The organism is Stenotrophomonas sp. Y-13 (assembly GCF_046267925.1).
GTDB lineage: Bacteria > Pseudomonadota > Gammaproteobacteria > Xanthomonadales > Xanthomonadaceae > Stenotrophomonas > Stenotrophomonas acidaminiphila_A.
Map to the genome: position 1 here is coordinate 2,636,905 of NZ_CP176501.1, position 18,570 is coordinate 2,655,474.

General features: G+C 70.4%; 10 protein-coding genes. 2 read left to right on the forward strand and 8 right to left on the reverse strand.

Features of this window, described 5'->3' with window-relative positions; translation table 11 throughout:
* Positions 1–12: 12 nt before the first annotated feature.
* The 6 genes from ACJ7VY_RS12010 to pilG form a co-directional block, all read right to left on the reverse strand.
* Positions 13–1,365 (reverse strand): chemotaxis protein CheB, encoded by a 1,353-nt coding sequence (locus ACJ7VY_RS12010; protein ID WP_409475692.1) that lies wholly within the window; start codon positions 1,363–1,365, stop codon positions 13–15.
* A complete protein-coding gene (locus ACJ7VY_RS12015) occupies positions 1,352–7,918 on the reverse strand; it encodes an Hpt domain-containing protein (RefSeq protein WP_409475693.1) in 6,567 nt (2,188 codons plus the stop codon). The genes ACJ7VY_RS12010 and ACJ7VY_RS12015 overlap by 14 nt, the downstream gene beginning before the upstream one ends.
* 108 nt (positions 7,919–8,026) lie before the next feature.
* Positions 8,027–10,063, reverse strand: a complete 2,037-nt coding sequence (locus ACJ7VY_RS12020; protein WP_104939350.1) for a methyl-accepting chemotaxis protein — start codon at positions 10,061–10,063, stop codon at positions 8,027–8,029.
* Between the two features lie 41 nt (positions 10,064–10,104).
* Positions 10,105–10,635 (reverse strand): chemotaxis protein CheW, encoded by a 531-nt coding sequence (locus ACJ7VY_RS12025; RefSeq protein ID WP_409475694.1) that lies wholly within the window; start codon positions 10,633–10,635, stop codon positions 10,105–10,107.
* A complete protein-coding gene (locus ACJ7VY_RS12030; protein WP_055771240.1) occupies positions 10,635–10,997 on the reverse strand; it encodes a PleD family two-component system response regulator in 363 nt (120 codons plus the stop codon). The genes ACJ7VY_RS12025 and ACJ7VY_RS12030 overlap by 1 nt, the downstream gene beginning before the upstream one ends.
* A gap of 16 nt (positions 10,998–11,013) precedes the next feature.
* Positions 11,014–11,415, reverse strand: a complete 402-nt coding sequence (pilG, locus tag ACJ7VY_RS12035) for a twitching motility response regulator PilG (protein WP_054667142.1) — start codon at positions 11,413–11,415, stop codon at positions 11,014–11,016.
* A gap of 247 nt (positions 11,416–11,662) precedes the next feature.
* On the opposite strand from pilG, the gene gshB reads away from it, so the two are divergent.
* The gene (gshB, locus tag ACJ7VY_RS12040) at positions 11,663–12,613 is read left to right on the forward strand and encodes a glutathione synthase (protein WP_161613553.1); all 951 of its coding nucleotides are present in this window, start codon (positions 11,663–11,665) and stop codon (positions 12,611–12,613) included.
* A complete protein-coding gene (locus tag ACJ7VY_RS12045) occupies positions 12,610–13,500 on the forward strand; it encodes an energy transducer TonB (protein WP_313247714.1) in 891 nt (296 codons plus the stop codon). Before gshB ends, ACJ7VY_RS12045 begins: the two co-directional genes overlap by 4 nt.
* Positions 13,501–13,539: 39 nt before the next feature.
* On the opposite strand, the gene ACJ7VY_RS12050 is transcribed toward ACJ7VY_RS12045, so the two are convergent.
* Positions 13,540–15,486 carry a S9 family peptidase gene (locus ACJ7VY_RS12050; RefSeq protein WP_409475695.1) on the reverse strand — a complete coding sequence of 649 codons (1,947 nt, stop codon included), beginning with the start codon at positions 15,484–15,486 and terminating at the stop codon, positions 13,540–13,542.
* Positions 15,487–15,518: 32 nt separating this feature from the next.
* Positions 15,519–18,206 carry a TonB-dependent receptor domain-containing protein gene (locus tag ACJ7VY_RS12055; protein WP_409475696.1) on the reverse strand — a complete coding sequence of 896 codons (2,688 nt, stop codon included), beginning with the start codon at positions 18,204–18,206 and terminating at the stop codon, positions 15,519–15,521.
* Between the last annotated feature and the right edge of the window lie 364 nt (positions 18,207–18,570).

Sequence of the window (18,570 nt, forward strand, 5' to 3'; positions counted from 1 at the left end):
CTCGTGTGCGGCTCAGCCGTAGCTGCGCTGGACCAGCTCGCCGGCGAGGTATTCCGGCGGCCCGGCCGGATGCCCGGCCACGGCCAGCTGGCTGGCGGCTTCGGGGTCGTAGCAGCCATCGCCGCTCTGTCCGGCCACCCAGCCGCCGCGCTCGGCGAACGCCAGCGCATCGGGCACCAGCGACGGATCGGCGCCGCTGAGCATGACCACCGCCGAACGTTCCACCGCCAATGCCTGCAACACCGGCGCGGTGCCGTCGGCGAAGCGCAGGCCGCCGGCCTGCGACGCCACCCCGACACCGTCCTGCAGCACGTAGACATTGCCGCCTTCCAGCGCCTGCCCGGCCTCGGCCAGGGCGACCGGCAGCACGGCGACGCGCGACATCTGCTTGACCAGGTTGGCATAGCGGCCGCCGTCCAGGCGCATCTGCACCAGCACCGGCAGCGGGAAATCCTCAGGCAGCGCGCTCAGCAGGCGACGCACCGCATCCGGGCCGCCGATGCCGGCCAGCAGCAGCACCGCGCCCTGGGCGGCGGCCTCCGCGTCCGATTCCAGTGCGACCAGCGAGAACCCACCGGTGTCGATAACGTCGGCGGCGTCGGCCGGTGCCTGAGCCACCTCGGCGGCCGACGCGGGCGCCGCGGCGGGCGCGACATAGGCGTCGTCGTCGAGCAGCGACCAGCTGTGGAAACTGCCCGGCAGCGACGGCGCACCGGCCGCGAGCGGCGCCTGGGCGTCGGCCAGTGGCGGCAGTTCGGGCGGCACGGCCGGCGCGGGGGTGGGTTCGGCCCTGGCGGGCGCCATGGCCATCAACTCCTCGAAGCTCAGCACTTCGGGCCGGTCGTGACCGGCTGGCGGCGGCGCATAGAGCGTGTCGACCGGCACCTCGTCCAGGTGCTGCGCGGCCTCCTCGACATGGAACTGCAGCGGCGCATCGGCATGGCGCTCGGCCGGGCGCTCGGGCATGCCCGGCTCCGGCAGGGTCAACGCGTCCTCTTCCTGGCCGGGCGGCAGCACCTGGTCATGGCCGTGCAGCTTGGCGGCGAGATGGCGCGTCCAGCGCTGTGCGTCCCAGCCTTCGCGGCGCGCGGCCAGCTCGGCCTCCTCGAACATCAGCTCCAGCTGCGGCCCTTCCAGGGCCGGGGCCAGGCGTTCCAGCGCGTCCTCCAGCGCCGGTTCCAGCGCCACCAGCACCATCGTCGGGCCCAGTGCCTGCAACACGGCCGGGTCCAACGCGCCCGGGTCTTCTTCCAGGACCAGCGCGCCACCGGCGGCGAGCACCGCCTCGCGCAGGCGCTCGCGGGCGACGCCGGGGCGCGCCAGCAGCGCCACGGGCCGGGCGCTGGGGCGGTCACTCGCGGACACGGGCGATCCCCAGCAGGTCATAGACATTACGCATCAGATCCAGCTCCTGGTACGGCTTGCCGAGATAACGCTGCACGCCGATCTCGAATGCGCGCTGGCGGTGCTTGTCGCCGCTGCGCGAGGTGATCATCACGATCGGCACTTCCTTGTAACGCGGATCGGCGCGCATCGCGGTGGCCAGCTCGTAACCGTCCATGCGCGGCATTTCGATGTCCAGCAGCATCAGGTCGGGCACCCGCTCCTCGAGCCGCTCCAGCGCCTCGACGCCATCGCGCGCCGCCACCACTTCGAAGTTGTGGCGTTCCAGCACGCGGCCGGTGACCTTGCGCATGGTCAGCGAGTCGTCCACCACCATCACCAGCGGCACATGCCGCTGCTGGCCGACGGCCGCCACTTCCACCGGCTGCTGCGGCTGCGAAAGGTGGCGGCGCACCAGCGGCGCCACGTCCAGGATCACCACGACGTTGCCTTCGCCGGTGATGGTGGCGCCGTAGATGCCCGGTACCGAGGCGATCTGCAGGCCGACCGGCTTGACCACGATTTCGCGGTTGCCCAGCACCTGGTCGATCGCCACCGCGGCGCGCAGGTCGCCGGCGCGCACCAGCAGCAGCGGGATCTGCGGCTGGCCCTCGGCCTTGGCCGCGGCCTGCCCGACCAGCGTGCCCAGGTCGTGCAGCGCGAAGTCCTCGCCGTTGTAGTGGTAACCGCCCTGGCCGGACTCGAAACGCTCGCGGGCGATGCGGCCGATGCCGCTGACCGATGCCACCGGCACCGCGAAGGTGGTCTCGCCGATGCGCACGAACACCGCCTGGGTGACGGCCAGCGTCTGCGGCAGGCGCAGGGTGAAGGTGACGCCCTGGCCGCGCACCGAGTGGATGTCCACCGAGCCGCCGAGCTGGCGCACTTCGTTGCGCACCACGTCCATGCCCACGCCGCGGCCGGCGAGCTGGCTGACCTGCTCGCTGGTGCTGAAACCGGACGCGAAGATCAGGTTGTCCAGGCGCGCGTCGTCCAACTGTTCGCCCGGCTGGATCAAACCGCGCTGCTCGCCGCGGCGGCGGATCGCCTCGCGGTCGAGACCGGCGCCGTCGTCGGCCACTTCCAGCACAATTTCCGAGCCTTCGCGGCGCAGGCGCAGGGTGATCGCGCCCTCCTCCGGCTTGCCGGCGGCCAGGCGCTGCGCCGGCGTCTCCAGGCCATGGGCCACGGAGTTGCGCAGCATGTGCTCCAGCGGCGCGACCATGCGATCGAGCACGTTGCGGTCGAGTTCGCCGTGGGTGCCTTCCAGGTTCAGGTGCACCTGCTTGCCCAGTTCCTGCGCGGCCTGGCGTACCACGCGGCGCAGGCGCGGCACCAGGCCGTCGAACGGCACCATGCGCGCGCGCATCAGCCCGTCCTGCAGTTCGGAACTGACCCGCGACTGCTGCTGCAGCAGGGCGTCGTAATTGCGCGACAGGTCGTCGAGCACGCCCTGCAGGCCGCCCAGGTCGGCCGCCGATTCGTTCAGGGCGCGGCTGAGCTGCTGCAGGGTCGAGAAGCGGTCCAGCTCCAGCGGATCGAATGCCTGGTCGGCCTGCTCCTGCTCGCGGCGGTAGCGGGCGACGATCTGCGCCTCGGTTTCCAGGTCCAGGCGGCGCAGCTGGTCGCGCAGACGGGCGTTGGTGCGGTCCAGCTCGGCCATGGCGCTGCGGAACGCGCCCAGCTGCTGTTCCAGGCGCGAGCGGTAGATCGCGACTTCACCGGCATGGTTGACCAAGCGGTCGAGCAGGTCGGCGCGGACGCGCACCTGCTCCTGGGTACGGGTCGTGCCTTCCTCGTCGACGGCCTGGGCCTCGACCACCGGCGGCGACAACGGCTCGCTGGCGATGGCCGCGGCAGCTACCGGCTGCGGTTCGACCGCGGTCGCCGGCGCTGCAACGGCGTCGGCGCCGACTTCGATGTCGACTCCGGTGACGGCGTCAATTTCCGCAACGGCTTGGCTGTCCGGCGCCACAACGCCTGCGGCATCGGCCGGCGACGACGCTGCCGGATCGGCGGCGGCGCCCGCCGCCTGCCATTCCTGTTCGGCCGCTGCGTCCAGCACCTCGACGGTGGTCGCTGCCGCGGCCTGCGGCGACGGCGGCACGGCGTCCACCGGCACGGCCGCTTCCAGCGCTTCGCCGCCACCGGCGGTACGCGCCTCGAACGCCTCGATGAGGTCGACCGGCATCTGCACCGCGCGGTGCGCACCGGTACGGATCAGCAACTGGTGCAGGCGGTCGAACCCCCGTTCGAGCAGCTGCACGTCGCCACGGCCGATCTCGGTGCGGCTGGCCGCCACCGCTTCCAGCAGCGACTCGATGGCGTGGCCGAGATCGCCGATGGCGTTGATGCCGGCCATGCGCGCGCCGCCCTTGAGCGTATGCAGGTCGCGCTGCAGCCCGGCCAGCAGCTCGCGGTCTTCCGGCGCCGAGCGCAGCTCGCTGATCAGGCGATCGCAATGGTCGAGCAGGTCCTTGCCTTCCTCGACGAAGATATCGACCAGTTCACGGTCGAGATCTTCGAAATCGAGCGGGCCGGCATCGAACGCGGCCGCTTCGGCGGCGACAGCCGGCGCCTCGGCGTCATGCAGCGACGGGGTCGGCGACGCGGGCTCGACGCGGGCGTCGCTCCCGGCGTCGGCGTCGGCGTCGTGGATGTCGTGACGCTCGCCTTCAACTCGCGCTTCGGCTTCGGCCTCGGCTTCAACGTCGGCATCGGCTTCGATGCCGGTTTCGGCTTCGGCTTCGGCTTCGGCCTCTACTTCCGCTTCGATGCCGGCTTCAGCTTCGGCCTCGATTTCAATGTCGGCTTCCGCTTCGTTGCCGGTGACGGCCTGGAGCTGGCTTTCGCCTTCGGCTTCGCTGCCGGCTTCCGCGCCGCTGTGAACGCCGGCCTCGGCGTTGCTATCGGCGTCGGTACCCGCCTGGATCCCGAACCGGGCATCCAGCGCCGCGTCGTCGGCGGCGGCCTGGTCCTGGCCGGACGCCGGCGCCAGCGGCGCGACCTCCAGCGACGGCGGCAGGTCGTCCATGGCTTCATCGGTGGTCGTCGCCACGGCATCGGTCACGGCCAACGCGTCGTCGTGGCCTGCCTTGCCCTGCGGCGCGGTATCGTCGACCGCCGACGGTGCGGCGTCGACAAACTGGATGCCGGCATCGGCCGCGATGGCATCGCGCTCCCCGGCCTGGCGCGGCATGTCCGCATCGGCCGGCATCGCATCCTGCGCCTGCGCCAAGCCGTTGGCCGGCGCGAGCGCCTGCCCGGCGTCATCCGGCAGCACAGCGCCGGCGTCGACGTCCGCCACCGTGTCCTGCAGCGCGCCGGCGCTTTCCAGCCCGGCGTCGGTCGCAGCGGCGACCGCAGCCTCCACGTCGCCCGTGGCCGCATCGTCCTCCAGCCACTCGAACACCTGCAGCGCAACCGTCTCCTCCGCCGCAGGGGCGGGAACGGACGCATCTCCGCTGGCGGCGGCATCATGCGCGGGGACATCCGCGAACGACGCTTCCAGCAGCGCCGGGTCGAAGTAGGCGGAAAGATCGCCGATGCCGGCCAGCTCCTGCTCCACCGGCAGCGGCGCCGGTGCGGACGCTGCGGGCACCGTGGCCGCCGACGGCATGGCATCGGCCTCCTCGTCCAGCTCCTCGTGCACCTGCGGCGGCCACTGCGCCTCGGGCAGGGCGTCGGCCAGTTCGCGCAGGCGCGCGGCCAGCGGCGCGAACGACGGGATCAGCGGCGACGGTGCCTGCAGCGCGGTGATGGTGGTGGCCACGGCGGTGGCGGCCTCGCCCAGCGCGGCGACGCCCGCGGCGCTGGGCACCACGGCATTGGCCAGCGAGCGCTTGACGAACGATTCGACCGGCGTGGTGACCGCGGTGATCTCCGGCACCTCGGTCATGGCGAAGGCACCGCTCATGGTGTGCACGGCGCGCAGCAGCTGTTCGCTCACCGGCTGCGGCTGCGACTGCGACTGCGCCAGCCACGCCTCGACGGTGGCCAGGTGCTGTCCCACTTCGGCTTCGAGGATCTCGCGCAGCACGCTGTCCACCGATGCCGGGGTACCGGCAGCGGGCGCGGCGACCGGCGCGGCCGCGGCGGTGACCGGCGCCGGGGACGCGCCGGGAACATGGAACGCTTCCTCGCCCGCGGCAACGCGGTCGGCGACGTCCTGCATGCCGGCCACGTCGGCATGGATGCGGCCGTTGCCGCGCAGGGCGGCGTTGAACTGCGGCAGCACGTCATACGCCTGGCTGACCAGGGTAACCACCGCCGGGCTGGCCGGGCGGCTGCCATCGAGCACGCGGTTGAGCATGCTCTCGATCTTCCAGCTGAACTCGCCCAAGGTGCGTGCGCCGACCAGGCGGCCGCTGCCCTTGAGGGTGTGGAACACTCGCCGCACCGGGCGCAGGCGCTCCATGCTCTCGGGCGCGGCGCGCCACGCCGGCAGCAGCCGGCCCAGGTTCTGCAGCTCTTCGTCGAACTCCTCGATGAACACCTCGCGGATGTCCTGGTCGATCTGCTCGGCGTCGTTGTCGAAGCCGCCATCCACGCCTTCGCCGGCATCGGCCGCGAGCGGCACCACCGGCGCGTCCAGCAGCGGCGCCGGCGCCACATCGGCCTCGGCGGCCTCGGCAGCGAGCGGATCGAAGGACGCGGCGGCCTTGTCCAGCTCGGCCAGGAATGCGGCGATCTCGTGGTCCGGGGCCGGCGTTCCACCGGCCGCAGCGGCGGCGGTATCGGCTTCGTTCCCGGCGGCCGCCGCGGGTGCGGCGGTGTCGCCGTCGGCGAAGCCGAACGACGACGCGTCGAACGACAGCGGCGCCGCGGACGGATCCGGCATGGCCTCGTCCGGCGTCCACGTGGCGGCATCGCCCAGCTCGCCAGCGGCGACGCCCGGCGCAGCGGCATCCGTGGTAACTGCGTCGCTGGCGTCATCGGCAGCGAACGGCTCCAGCGCCAGCCCGGTATCGGCAGAAAGATCCAGCGGCGCGACGCTCAAATCCGCCTCGGCCGCAGCCGGCAGCCCTTCGGCGGCCACCGGATCGAACGCCCCGAAGCCGTCGCCGGCGTCCCACGACGGCAGCGGCGGCGGTTCCGCAACCGGCGCGGTCGACGGCGGCGGCGCATGGATGGCATCACCGAACACCAGCGGCGTGGCGGCCGTTGCGGGCGACTGCACGGGTGCCTGCGGCACCTCGACCGGCGCCGGCGCGGCGGCAGCGGGCGCCGCCTCCACCGCTTCCTGGAAATCGATGGCGAACGCCGGGGCGGCGTCCTCCTGCCGGCCCACGGCGGGTACCGGCCAGTAGCGCAGCGCCTCCAGGCTGCTGCGGGTGATGTCCAGGATCTCCTCGCGGCCGGGGCGCCGCTCGCGCAGCGCCTCCAGGTAGTACTCGAGGCTGGCCATGGCGTCGGCCAGCGTGTCCAGCTGGCGCCCGCCGGGGATGCGCTTGCGCCCGATCAGCTCCACGCCGATGTACTGGCGGATGCCGTTCATGTAGTCCGCCGGCACCCGCAGGTCGAGCATGCGCAGCGCGCCGGACACCTCGTCGAGCAGGCGCGGCACGTCCTGCAGGCGCGCGTGGTCCCAGTTGGTCTCGATGAAGGCGACGAACGCCTCGCGCGCGGCGGCGAAATTGGCGATGGCTTCATGCGCCAGCACTTCGACCGTGCGCCGGGTCTCCACCGCGGCCGGATCCTCGTCGCCTTCCAGCGCGGCGCCGAGGTAGGCGACCTGGTCGTCCAGCGAGGCATCGACGTAGAGCAGCGCCCCGGCGATGTCCAGCAGCAGGTTGTCGTCGATGGGACGGCTGCCTTCCACCACCTCGCGCAACGCGTCGCGCTGCTGCGCGACCACGCCGCGGGCCACGCCCAGCCCCATCACGCCCAGGGTGTCGGACACCGCGCCCAGCTCGTTGACCTGGGTCTGCAGGTCGGCGGTCGCCCCGCCGGTGCGCACGTGCAGGTCCAGTGCGTCCTTGATCCGCAGCAGTTCTTCCTTGACCGCGTTGCCGACCGTGTCCAGCAGCTCGCGGTTGCGCCCCTGCAGGCTGCCGCGCGCGTGTTCCAGTTCGGCCTCGCTGGCCTTGCCCGCTTCCGGATCAAACGCCAGCAGCACGCCTTCGTTGATGCCCTCGGCGGCACGCGCGGCGCGGATCTCGTTGAGCAGCGGCAACAGCACGATCGGGATGTCGCGATGGCCGTTCTGCAGGCGCTCCAGGTAGTCGGGCAGCAGCACGGTGCCGCGCATCAGGGTGGCGCAGGCCTCGTCGCGGTCCGGCACCGCGCCCTCGCGCACGGCGTCGGCCAGCAGCTCCAGCTCCTCGGCGACCATCGCCGGGGCATACAGCTCGACCATCCGCAGCGTGCCCTGCACCTGGTGCAGGTAGCCGGCGCAGAAGCGCATGCGGCTGGCATCGGCCGGGTCCTCGACGAAGTACTCGATCTCGCTGCGCGCCTGGCGCAGGGTCTCGTCCAGCTCCGGCTTGACCCAGCCCAGCGCCGCGTGGCTCATCGCATCGCGCAAGGTACTCATCGCACTCTCCCGTGCAGCATCGTTCGCTTGCCGTCCGGGCGGCCCTGTTGTGCGGTATGACGACACTTCATCTGCTGGTTCCTTTCCATCCCCGCCCGTTCAACCGGTTCAGGCCGGAAGCTTGAAGTCGGCCACCGAACGCCGCAGGTCCGCCGCCAGCTGGTTGAGCTGGCCCAGCGAATCGGCGGTCTGCCCGGCGCCCTGCGAGGTCTGGCCGGTGATCTGCCGGATCACGCCCATGGTCTGGGTGATGTCGGTAGCGGCGGCGGCCTGCTGGTGGGCGGCAATGGAGATGTTCTTGATCAGGGTGTTGAGCGCGTTGGACACGCGTTCGATTTCGGTCAGCGCGGTACCCGCGTCCTCGGCCAGGCGCGCGCCCGACACCACTTCGGCTGTGGTCTGTTCCATCGAGGTCACCGCTTCGTTGGTGTCGGCCTGAATGGCCTGCACCAGGCCTTCGATACGCCGGGTCGCACCGGAGGTACGTTCCGCCAGTCGCTGCACTTCGTCGGCCACGACCGCGAAACCGCGGCCTGCCTCGCCGGCCGACGCCGCCTGCACGGCCGCGTTCAACGCCAGGATGTTGGTCTGCTCGGAAATGTCGTTGATCAGTTCCACGATCGAGCCGATCTCCTGCGACGACTCGCCCAGGCGCTTGATGCGCTTGGAGGTTTCCTGGATCTGGTCGCGGATCTGGTCCATGCCCTGGATCGTCTGGCGCACCACGCCGGCACCCTCGGTGGCGATGACCACCGAGCGCTGCGCCACTTCGGCCGACTCGCTGGAGTTGCGCGACACCTGTTCGATGGACGAGGCGATTTCGCCGATGCGGTCCGAGGCGCTGGTGATCTCGTCGGCCTGGTGGCCGGCCGCCTCGGCCAGCTGCATGGCGGTGGCCTGGGTTTCCTGCGCCGACACCGCCACCTTGCTGGAGATGTCGTTGATGGTGGTCACCAGGTGCCGCAGCTCGTCCACGGCGTAGTTGATCGCGTCGGCGATGGCGCCGGTCATGTCCTCGGTCACCGAGGCCTTCACCGTCAGGTCGCCTTCACCCAGCGAGCTGATTTCGTCCAGCAGGCGCATGATCGCCTGCTGGTTGCGGCTGTTGAACTCCACCTGGGTCTGGTAGCGCAGTTCCTGCTCGCGCGAGCGGCTGCGCACCGTGCTCCACACGAAGCCGATGATCGACAGCACCGACAGCGCGCCGAACACCACGCTCCACCAGAAGTTCGGGAAGATGCGGGTGTCGCGGGTGGAGCCGAACGCGGAGAACGCGTCGAACAGCTTGCGGCTGTTGTCCAGCATGCGGTCCGAGCCGCTGGCCAGCGCCGCGGCCGAGGACTGCGCGGCGAACAGGTTGCGCGAGCTGGCCAGGATCGCGTCGGCGTCCTTCTTCATCTTGGTCCACTGGCTGGCCGACTGCTCCAGCGCCACCTGTGCGGCGGGGTTGCGCACCGCGGCGATGCCCAGCTCCTCGCTGCCGTTGCGCAGGCCTTCGAGCACCTGGGTGAACACCGTCATGTCGCGCGCCAGCGCGTCGCCGGCGCCGCTGGCGCCGGGGCCGCCGGCGCGGATTTCGGTGACGCGGCGGGCCATCGAGCCGACCACCACGACCTGCTGCAGGCCGTTGTAGATCTGGCTGGACTGGGCGCCGCCGGCGGTCATCGCGCGCACCACTTCGTTCAGCTGCGCCTGCAGCTGCGGCACCGCGCCGACGAAGCTGTCGGCGTTGCCGGCCAGCGCCAGCACCGCGGGCTCGCTGGCCACGATCTGCTCGGCGTTCTTGGACAGCGGCTGCCAGGTCTCGACCAGCTGCCGCAGCGGCGTGGCCACGCCGGCCTCCTGGCCGAACCGGCCCTGCAGCTCACCCACGGTGCGGTCGACCCGCGCGCGGGTGTCCTTGAACGCGGCGTAGGCCGCGCGGTTGCCGGCCACCGCCTCGCGGCCCTGGTTGGCCAGCTGCTGCGACAGCACCTGCAGGTCGGCCGCGCCGGTGCCCGCGCCGGCCAGGCGGCTGCCCTGCCAGGTCGCGACGCCGGTATTGGCGCCGAACACGATCATCGACAGCACCAGCAGGCCCAACCAGAAATTGGTACTCACGTTGCCAAGCTTGCTGGTCTTGGCGGCGTCCGGAGCAGTACTCATGTTTCGACCTCGGTATCCAATACGGAAAGGCGGGCCCGCACTCAGGCGGCGGCCTGCCGGAATTCAGGCGTGCGCGACAGCAGGGAAAGCGAGAACACCCCCCAGTCGTGGTCGCCGTCATTGAAGGCGTGCTCGACGAAATGGGTGTAGCGGCCCTGGGCGATGTCGCCGGCCGGCACCCGGGCGGACAGCTCGAAACTACGCTGCCCGTAGAGCTCGTCGATGCTGATGGCGACGTCGCCGCCGGTCTGGCGCATGATCAGCACCCGGTGGCCTTCCTGCTGGACGGTGCGCTGCCCCTCCAGGAAGTACTTCAGGTCCACCACCGGGAACAGGTTGCCACGCAGGTTGCCCACGCCCAGCAGCCAGGGCTGCGCGCCCGGCACCGGGGTCACCGGCGGCATCGGCACGATCTCGACCACCTCGCGGAAATCGGACACCAGGCGCCGGCTGCCGATGCGGTAGCCCACGCCACGCCACACGTCGGCGGAAAAATGCCGTTCCGGCAACTGCACCGCGTGCGCCAGGCTGCGCCGCTCATAGGCCTCGAGGATGTCGAAGGGAGATCGCATCAACCCACCAGTTTGTTGATCCGCGCGATCAGGTCGTCCTCGCGCGGCGGCTTGACCACGTAATCCGACGCGCCCTGGCGCATGCCCCAGGCCATGTCGGTCTCCATGCTCTTGGTGCTGACGATCAGCACCGGGATGCCGCGCGTGGCCTCGTCGCGCGACAGCGCGCGGGTGGCCTGGAACCCGCTCATGCCGGGCAGCACCACGTCCATCAGCACCAGCTGCGGCGCCTGGCTGCGCGCCATCTGCAGGCCGTCCTCGGCATTGTCGGTGGCGAGCACTTCGTGCCCGGCCTTCTCCAGCCATTGCGTGAACACCGCCCGGTCGGTCGGTGAGTCCTCGATCAACAGGATTCGAGCCATGTGCCTTACCCCCTGGTCAGGCGTTGACGTATGTACGGATGGCGCCCAGCAGTTCTTCGCGGGTGAAAGGCTTGGTCAGGTACTGCTCGGAGCCGACGATGCGGCCGCGCGCCTTGTCGAACAGGCCGTCCTTGGAGGACAGCATGATCACCGGCGTGGACTTGAACAGCTGGTTGCCCTTGATCAGCGCGCAGGTCTGATAGCCGTCCAGCCGCGGCATCATGATGTCGACGAAGATGATCTGCGGCTGCTGGTCGGCGATCTTGGCCAATGCCTCGAAACCGTCGGTCGCGGTCACGACCTCGCAGCCCTCGCGCTTGAGCAGTGTCTCGGCGGTACGGCGGATGGTCTTCGAATCGTCGATGACCATCACCTTCAACCCTGCGAGTTCCCCACCCGCAGCCATGTTTTCAACCATTGCGATTTCCCCGGGCGCGCAGCGCGCCATCTGAACGTGGAGCTGCTGCGAAAGCGGTCTATATCCCAGCCCGGCCGCAAACTGTCAAGGGCCGCCGTCAGCGCAGGGCCATCGCCGCCCGCAGTGTGAACCCCATCGCAGTCGCTGCGCGGGGCCATTCAGCCCCGCAACGCTCCGGACCGCGCGTGGCGCTGGGCGCCCGTCGTGCCGGGGCGCTACCATCGCCGCCTGACCCGAACGGCCGTGGATCATGCTGGACGTCATCGTGGTGATGGACCCCATCGCCCAAATCAAGATCACCAAGGACACCACCTTCGCCATGCTGCTGGAAGCCCAGCGGCGCGGCCACCGCCTGCATTACGTGCGCCCCGGCGGGCTGGCGCTCGAGGGCGGCGCCGCGGTGGCCGAGACCGCGCCGCTGCAGGTGCGCGACGACCCGGCCGGCTGGTTCACCCTGGGCAGCTACACCCGCACCACGTTCGGCCCCGGCCAGATCGTCCTGATGCGCAAGGATCCGCCGTTCGACGGCGAGTTCCTGTACGACACCCAGGTGCTGTCGGTGGCCCAGGCCGCCGGCGCCTGCGTGGTCAACGATCCGCAGGGGCTGCGCGACTACAACGAGAAGCTGGCCGCGCTGCTGTTCCCGCAATGCTGCCCGCCGACCCTGGTCAGCCGCAGCGCCGCCGCGCTCAAGGCGTTCGCCCTCGAGCACGGCCAGGTGGTACTGAAGCCGCTGGACGGCATGGGCGGGCGTTCGATCTTCCGCAGCGGCACCGGCGACCCCAACCTCAACGTGATCCTGGAAACGCTCACCGATGGTGGCCGCCGGCTGGCGCTGGCGCAGCGCTTCATCCCCGACATCAGCGCCGGCGACAAGCGCATCCTGCTGATCGATGGCGAGCCGGTCGACTACTGCCTGGCGCGGATCCCGCAGGGCGACGAGTTCCGCGGCAACCTGGCCGCCGGCGGCCGCGGCGAAGGCCGCCCGCTGAGCGAGCGCGACCGCTGGATCGCCGCCCAGGTCGGCCCGGAGATGAAGCGGCGCGGCATGCGCTTCGTCGGCCTGGACGTGATCGGCGACTACCTCACCGAGGTCAACGTCACCAGCCCGACCTGCGCCCGCGAGCTCGACGCCCAGTTCGGCCTGAACATCGCCGGCCAGCTGTTCGACGCGCTCGAGGCCGGCCTGCGGCGATGAGCATCCCCGTGGATGCCCTGCCGCCGCCGGCGCGCATCACCGAGCAGCAACGGCTGGGCGCCACGCTGACGCTCTCGCTGCTGGTGCACGGGCTGCTGATCCTGGGGGTGGGCTTCGCGGTCGGCGGCAACGCGCCGCTGGTACCGACGCTGGACGTGATCTTCAGCCAGACCAGCACGCCGCTGACGCCGGAACAGGCCGATTTCCTGGCCCAGGCCAACCAACAGGGCGGCGGCGACCACGACACGCCGCAACGGCCGCGCGACAGCCAGGCCGGCATCGTGCCACGCGCCGATGACGGCATCGCGCCGGTGCCGACGCAACGCCAGGCCGCCGCCGCGCCCCCGCCGCCGCAGGCGCGCGTGGTCAGCAGCGCCCGCGGCGAGGACGTGGTGGCCCAGGCGCAGCCGCAACCGCTGCCCGAACGCCCCGCGCCGGACGCGCCGGTGACCGCGCGCGAACAGCGCGACGCGGAGATGGCACGGCTGGCCGCCGAAGTGCACCTGCGCTCGGAGCAGTACGCCAAGCGCCCGAACCGCAAGTTTGTCTCGGCCAGCACCCGCGAGTATGCGTACGCGAACTACCTGCGCGCCTGGGTCGACCGCGCCGAGCGCGTGGGCAACCTGAACTACCCGGACGAAGCGCGCCAGCGCCGTCTCGGCGGCCAGGTGGTGATCACCGTGGGCGTGCGCCGCGACGGCAGCGTGGAAAGCAGCCGCATCCTGCGCAGCAGCGGCACGCCGCTGCTGGACGCGGCCGCGCTGCGGGTGGTGGAGCTGGCGCAGCCGTTCCCGCCGCTGCCGCGCACCAGCGACGACATCGACATCCTGCAGGTCACCCGCACCTGGGTGTTCCTGCCCGGCGGCCAGCTGCACGACGACCGCTGAGGCGCAGGCGCCGGCCGATGCCGACGCCTGCCGTGGCGCCTACTGCGCCGGCGCGAGCAGCGTCTTCTTCCAGAACTCGATGCCGGCCCAGAAGATGTAATCGCGGTTCTCGCGCTTGTGGAAGCCGTGGCCCTCGTTGCGCGCCAACACGTGCCAGGCGTCGCCGCCCTGCGCGCGCAGCGCCTTGACGATCTGCTCGGCCTCGGAAGCCGGTACCCGCGGATCGTTGCCGCCGGCGGCAACCATCAGCGGAATGCGGATCTTCCCGACATTGCGCAACGGCGATATCTCCGCCAGCCGGGCACGCTGGGCCGGATCGCGCTCGTCGCCGTACTCCACCCGCCGCAGGTCGCGCCGGTACGCCTGGGTGTTTTCCAGGAAGGTGACGAAATCGGAAATGGCGACGGCGCAGCTGGCCGCGCGCAGACGGTCGCTGTAATGCACCGCCGAGGCATAGCACATGTAGCCGCCGTAGCTGAAGCCGTAGACCGCGAACCGCGCCGCATCCAATGCCGGATCGGCCGCCAGCGCGTCAATGAACGCACCGATGTCCTTGACCGAGTCCTCGCGCTTCCACGGGCCGTTGTCCAGGTCCAGGAAGCGGGTGCCGTAGCCGGAGGAGCCGCGCACGTTGGGCAGGAACAGAGCCACGCCGAGCTCATTGAGCAGATAGTTGTCGGCACCGAGGAAGCCGGGCCGGCTCTGCCCTTCCGGGCCGCCATGGATGTCCATGATCAACGGGCGCTTGCCCGGGAAGCGGGCGGGATCGGGGCGGTACAGGAAGCCGGACACCTTCTCGCCGTCGAAACTGGCGACCTCCACCCGCTCCGGCTCGCGGTTGCGCTCCAGGTCCAGTCCACCGGCCTCGCTCCGGGTCCAGCGCCGGACCGCCAGCGTCCGCGCGTCGATCGAATAGACGTCGCCGGGCACCTTGGCCGAGGACAGGCTCAGGCCGATCTCGCCCCATGGCGCGATCTGCAGCAGCTGGCCGATGCTCCAGTCCAGGACACCGTCGGGCAGGCCGTCGACCTGCCGCAGGTTGGCCCCGGCGCCGTCGCCCACGCGCAGCCGCGACACGCCGCCGTCGTTGATCGCATAGACCAGTACCTGCTCGTCGTCCGATACCGCGTAGTCGGTCACGTCCCAGCGCGGTTCGCGGCTGACCGCGGTGAACGCGCCGCTGCGCGGCTCCAGCTTGCCCAGCCGGACGAAATCCGAATCGCGGTTGGACAGCACCCAGATCCGGCCGTCGCGGGCATAGCGCGCATCGGCATAGGACACGCGCCCGCGCGCCGGGGTCAACACCTTCATCGCGCCGCTGCGCAGGTCGACCTCGGCCAGCACCGCGTGGTTGATCGACAGCCGGTTGATGGCCAGCGCATGCGCGCCGTCGGGCGAGAAGTCGGAAATGTTCCAGCCGCCACCGCTGACCTGCGCGACCATCCGGTCGCTGCCCGGCCGTGCCGGGTCCAGCACGTAGAGGTCCATGTCCGCGCCGTTGCGCCGCGAGGAGGCATACCCGAACAGGCGCCCGTCACGGCTCCAGCTGCCGAACCAGTTGCGTGAACGACCGTCGGTCAACAGCTCCAGGCGGCCGTCCTTCAGCAGGTACAGCTGGAAGAACTCGTTGCCGCCGATGTCCTTCTGCACCACCAGGTGGTCGCTGTCGCCGGGGGCGTGGCTGGCGAAGGGCACCGGCTCGGCCTCGAAGCTGAGCTGGGTGCGCGCGGCGCCCGGCGACTGCACGCTGTGCAGCTGGTCGGTGCCGCCGAAGCGGGTCTTGATCAGGGCCGAGCGGTTCTGCGGGTCCCAGCCCAGGAAAGCGGCGCGACGGAATTCCAGGTAGCGGGCGCTGGCCTCCGCGGTCGCCGCGGGAATGGCCGGAACGCCGTCGGCATGGATCGCCGGCGGCACCGGAACCGCCGCGGCGGCACTGCCGGCGACGGCCAGTGCCGCCGCCAGCAGCGCATGGAGTGCATGATTCATTTCTGCTCCTTGTCGGTTGGCGGCCGCGCCGCTCAGAACTTCACCCGCACGCCGGCGGTGTAGTAGGCCCCCATCACGTCGTAATAGGGCGAGAACGTCGCGGCGATGGGCGCCTTCTTGTTGAAGACGTTGTTGGCGCTGGCATACAGCTCCACCCTGCCCTCGCCGCCGAGCCGGTAGGCGCCGCCGACGTCGTAGTACACGTAGCTGCCGATCCGGTTGTTGACGATGCTCTGGTTGCGGTCGTAGTCGCCCGCGGACAGGTAGCGCGCGCGTGCGTTGACCGAGAACGCATCGCTGTCGAAGGCGATGCTGGACACCGCGCGCCACTTCGGCACGCCCAGGCCGAACGCGTAGCCCTGCGAGCCCACGTACTCCATACGCTTGACCCCGTCGTCGGTGCTCAGGCTGTTGACCCAGGTCGCCAGGGTGCGCAGGCGCAGCCGCCCGGGCACGCCGAACAGGCGCGCGTCGCGGCGGTAGGAGGCTTCCAGGTCGACGCCGTCGGTCTTGTACTGGGACAGGTTGGTGTAGGTGGAGACGATGCGGGTGATGTTTCCTGCCGCGTCGCGCTCGACCCGGCTGCACAGTTCGGCATTGCCGGCGGCACAGCGGCTGAGGATGTCCTGCAGCCCGATCGTGGTGATCACGTCCTTGATGTCGATGTTGAAATAGTCCAGCGACAGATCCAACCCTTCGACCGCCCGCGGCGACCAGCTCAGCCCAGCGGTCAGGGTGTCCGCCGTTTCCGGACGCAGCCCCGGGTTGCCGCCACCGTTGCTCAGCGCATACACGGTCTGGTTGTTGGTCGGGTCGGTGACGTAACTCCAGCCGGTGGTGGTGGTGGTGAACAGCTCGCCCAGGTTGGCCGAGCGGATATCGCGGGAACGGGCGATGCGGCCGCGGAAGCCATCGACGAACTCGTTGGTGAAGCCGAGCTTCCACGACCAGATCGAACCGGTGGTGTTGTAGTCGGAGATGCGCGCGGCCGCGCTCAGCGCCAGGTTGTTCAGGCCGGGCACGTCCCTGACCAGCGGCACCAGCACCTCGCCGAAGGCTTCCTTGACGTTGAACGCGCCTTTCATCGCACTGAAGTTGAACGAACGGAAGGCCTTGGCCGCGTCCAGCGCGCCGACACGCTGGTCGATCGCCTCGCGCCGGCCCTCCACGCCGAACGCGACCGAGACCGCGCCTGCCGGGAGTTCCCAGGGCTCGCCGCGCAGGCTCGCACCAAACACGTCCAGCGTCGTCTTGGCGCGCTGCTGCGGGGTGCCGGTCACGTAGTCGATGGCCTCCTGCGACGGCGCGCCTTCGCCGAACACGTTGATCGGCACGCAGTGCAGCGCCGGGTTGCCGAGGCTGACGCGGCATACCGGCTTGCCGGTGGCCGGGTCGATCACCGAATCGATGGCATTGGCCCACGCCTCGCGCAGGATGAACCCCGGCGTATCGAAGTTCGCCTCGGCCTCGCCATGGCTGTAGTACGCGCTCCAGCGCCAGTCGCCGGCGTAGCCATCCAGGGCGAGCGTGGCCTGCGTGGTCTTGCGCTCGAAATCGATGTGCGGGTAATTGATGTCGTTGTTGAAGCGGCCGATGCGCAGCTTGGTTTCACCCGCCTGCTGCATCGCTTCGCGCACGTGCTGCGGCAGGTAGGCGTTGTCGATGCCGATATCCAGGTTGTTGCGGTTGTGGTCACCGAACCAGATGTAGTTGTTGTACATCCGCGAGTGGCGCACTTCGGCGGTCAGGCGCACATCGTCGTTCAGGTCATAACGGCCGCTGGCGAGCACCGAATACCGCTTCTGCGGCGCGCTGAGCGGACTGTAGTCGTCGTTCGACGGCCCCTCGCCGCCGCTCATCAGCGCACCGACGACATGCCCGTACTGGAAGTCGCGCAGCGACCCGTCCGGGTTGAACGCCTTGCCTTTGAGCACGCCGGACAGGATCAGGCCACCGTAGCCTGCGTCGGAGAAGCCGACATCGGGCGTCAGCTGGTACTGGCCATTGCCGATGGACAACGTCGACCAGCGACCGGCGCGGCTGCGCGAACTGCGCGGCACGATGCCGTCGTTGTCGAGGAACTCGCCGCCGACCAGGAAATGGCCGCGGCCGTCGGCGAAATCCGTGCCCCAGGCCGCCTCGAAGCGCTTTTCCTTGCCATCATTGTAGGTGGACTGTCCGGCCTGGGCGCCGGCCTTGAAGCCGACGAAGTCGTGGTCCAGGGTGATGTTGACCACGCCGCCGACCGCACCCGAGCCCCACGCCGCGGAGGCACCACCGGTCACCACGTCGACACTTTTCACGACGATGGACGGGATCGTGTTCAGGTCGTTGTCGCTGGAGATGCGGCGGCCGTCCTGCAGCACCAGGGTGCGCGAGATGCCCAGCCCGCGCAGGTCGACCGGCGCATTGCCGGCACCGGTGTTGGAACCGGTGGTCTGTGGCGAACTGGTCGCGCGGAACTGTGGCAGGTCGTTGAGCGCGGCGCCGATGTTGGTGCGCGAATCGAGTTTCAGCTCTTCGGCGGTGATCGGCAGGGTCGGCGTCGGCGCCACCAGGTCGGGGCGGTCGATACGCGAGGCGGAGACGCTGACCGTGGCGAGATCGCTGACCTTGCGATCGCTGCTTTCTTCCTTGGCCTGGGCATGGACGTCGGCGGAGGCGGCCAGGGTGGCCAGGACGCACAACGTCAGGGGATGAAGCGGGAGTGGCTTGCGCATGTGTTCGTTACCCGGATTCGCGATGACTGTGGGACGCCCGCAGGGGGCGTACCGACAGTGCCAACTCGTGAACGAACAAAGCGCAATGTCTGGGGGAAGACGAATTTCATTGCGCCTGCAACCGGATTTTCCGGCGGATCGGGCCCAGCGGCCGGCGCAGCGCCGGGGCGCGCAAACGCCCGCCGCATGGGGCGCGACGCCGCCTGGCCGGATTCGACTTGCGGATCCACCGTCTCTCGCAGGGTGAACTGCATCACGCTCGACCACGCGACGAAGAGCGGACGGTTTCTTCCGCAACCGCCGCCGTAGCGGCACATATCAGCCGCGACTGCGCGGATTTTCCACCTGCATGCAACCTGCGCGG

Bases quoted from the DNA above. Each gene is read 5' to 3' on its own strand.
- ACJ7VY_RS12015 (WP_409475693.1), bottom strand. From the start codon at position 7,918: ATGAGTACCTTGCGCGATGCGATGAGCCACGCGGCGCTGGGCTGGGTC.
- ACJ7VY_RS12020 (WP_104939350.1), bottom strand. From the start codon at position 10,063: ATGAGTACTGCTCCGGACGCCGCCAAGACCAGCAAGCTTGGCAACGTG.
- ACJ7VY_RS12025 (WP_409475694.1), bottom strand. From the start codon at position 10,635: ATGCGATCTCCCTTCGACATCCTCGAGGCCTATGAGCGGCGCAGCCTG.
- ACJ7VY_RS12030 (WP_055771240.1), bottom strand. From the start codon at position 10,997: ATGGCTCGAATCCTGTTGATCGAGGACTCACCGACCGACCGGGCGGTG.
- pilG (WP_054667142.1), bottom strand. From the start codon at position 11,415: ATGGTTGAAAACATGGCTGCGGGTGGGGAACTCGCAGGGTTGAAGGTG.
- ACJ7VY_RS12045 (WP_313247714.1), top strand. From the start codon at position 12,610: ATGAGCATCCCCGTGGATGCCCTGCCGCCGCCGGCGCGCATCACCGAG.
- ACJ7VY_RS12050 (WP_409475695.1), bottom strand. From the start codon at position 15,486: ATGAATCATGCACTCCATGCGCTGCTGGCGGCGGCACTGGCCGTCGCC.
- ACJ7VY_RS12055 (WP_409475696.1), bottom strand. From the start codon at position 18,206: ATGCGCAAGCCACTCCCGCTTCATCCCCTGACGTTGTGCGTCCTGGCC.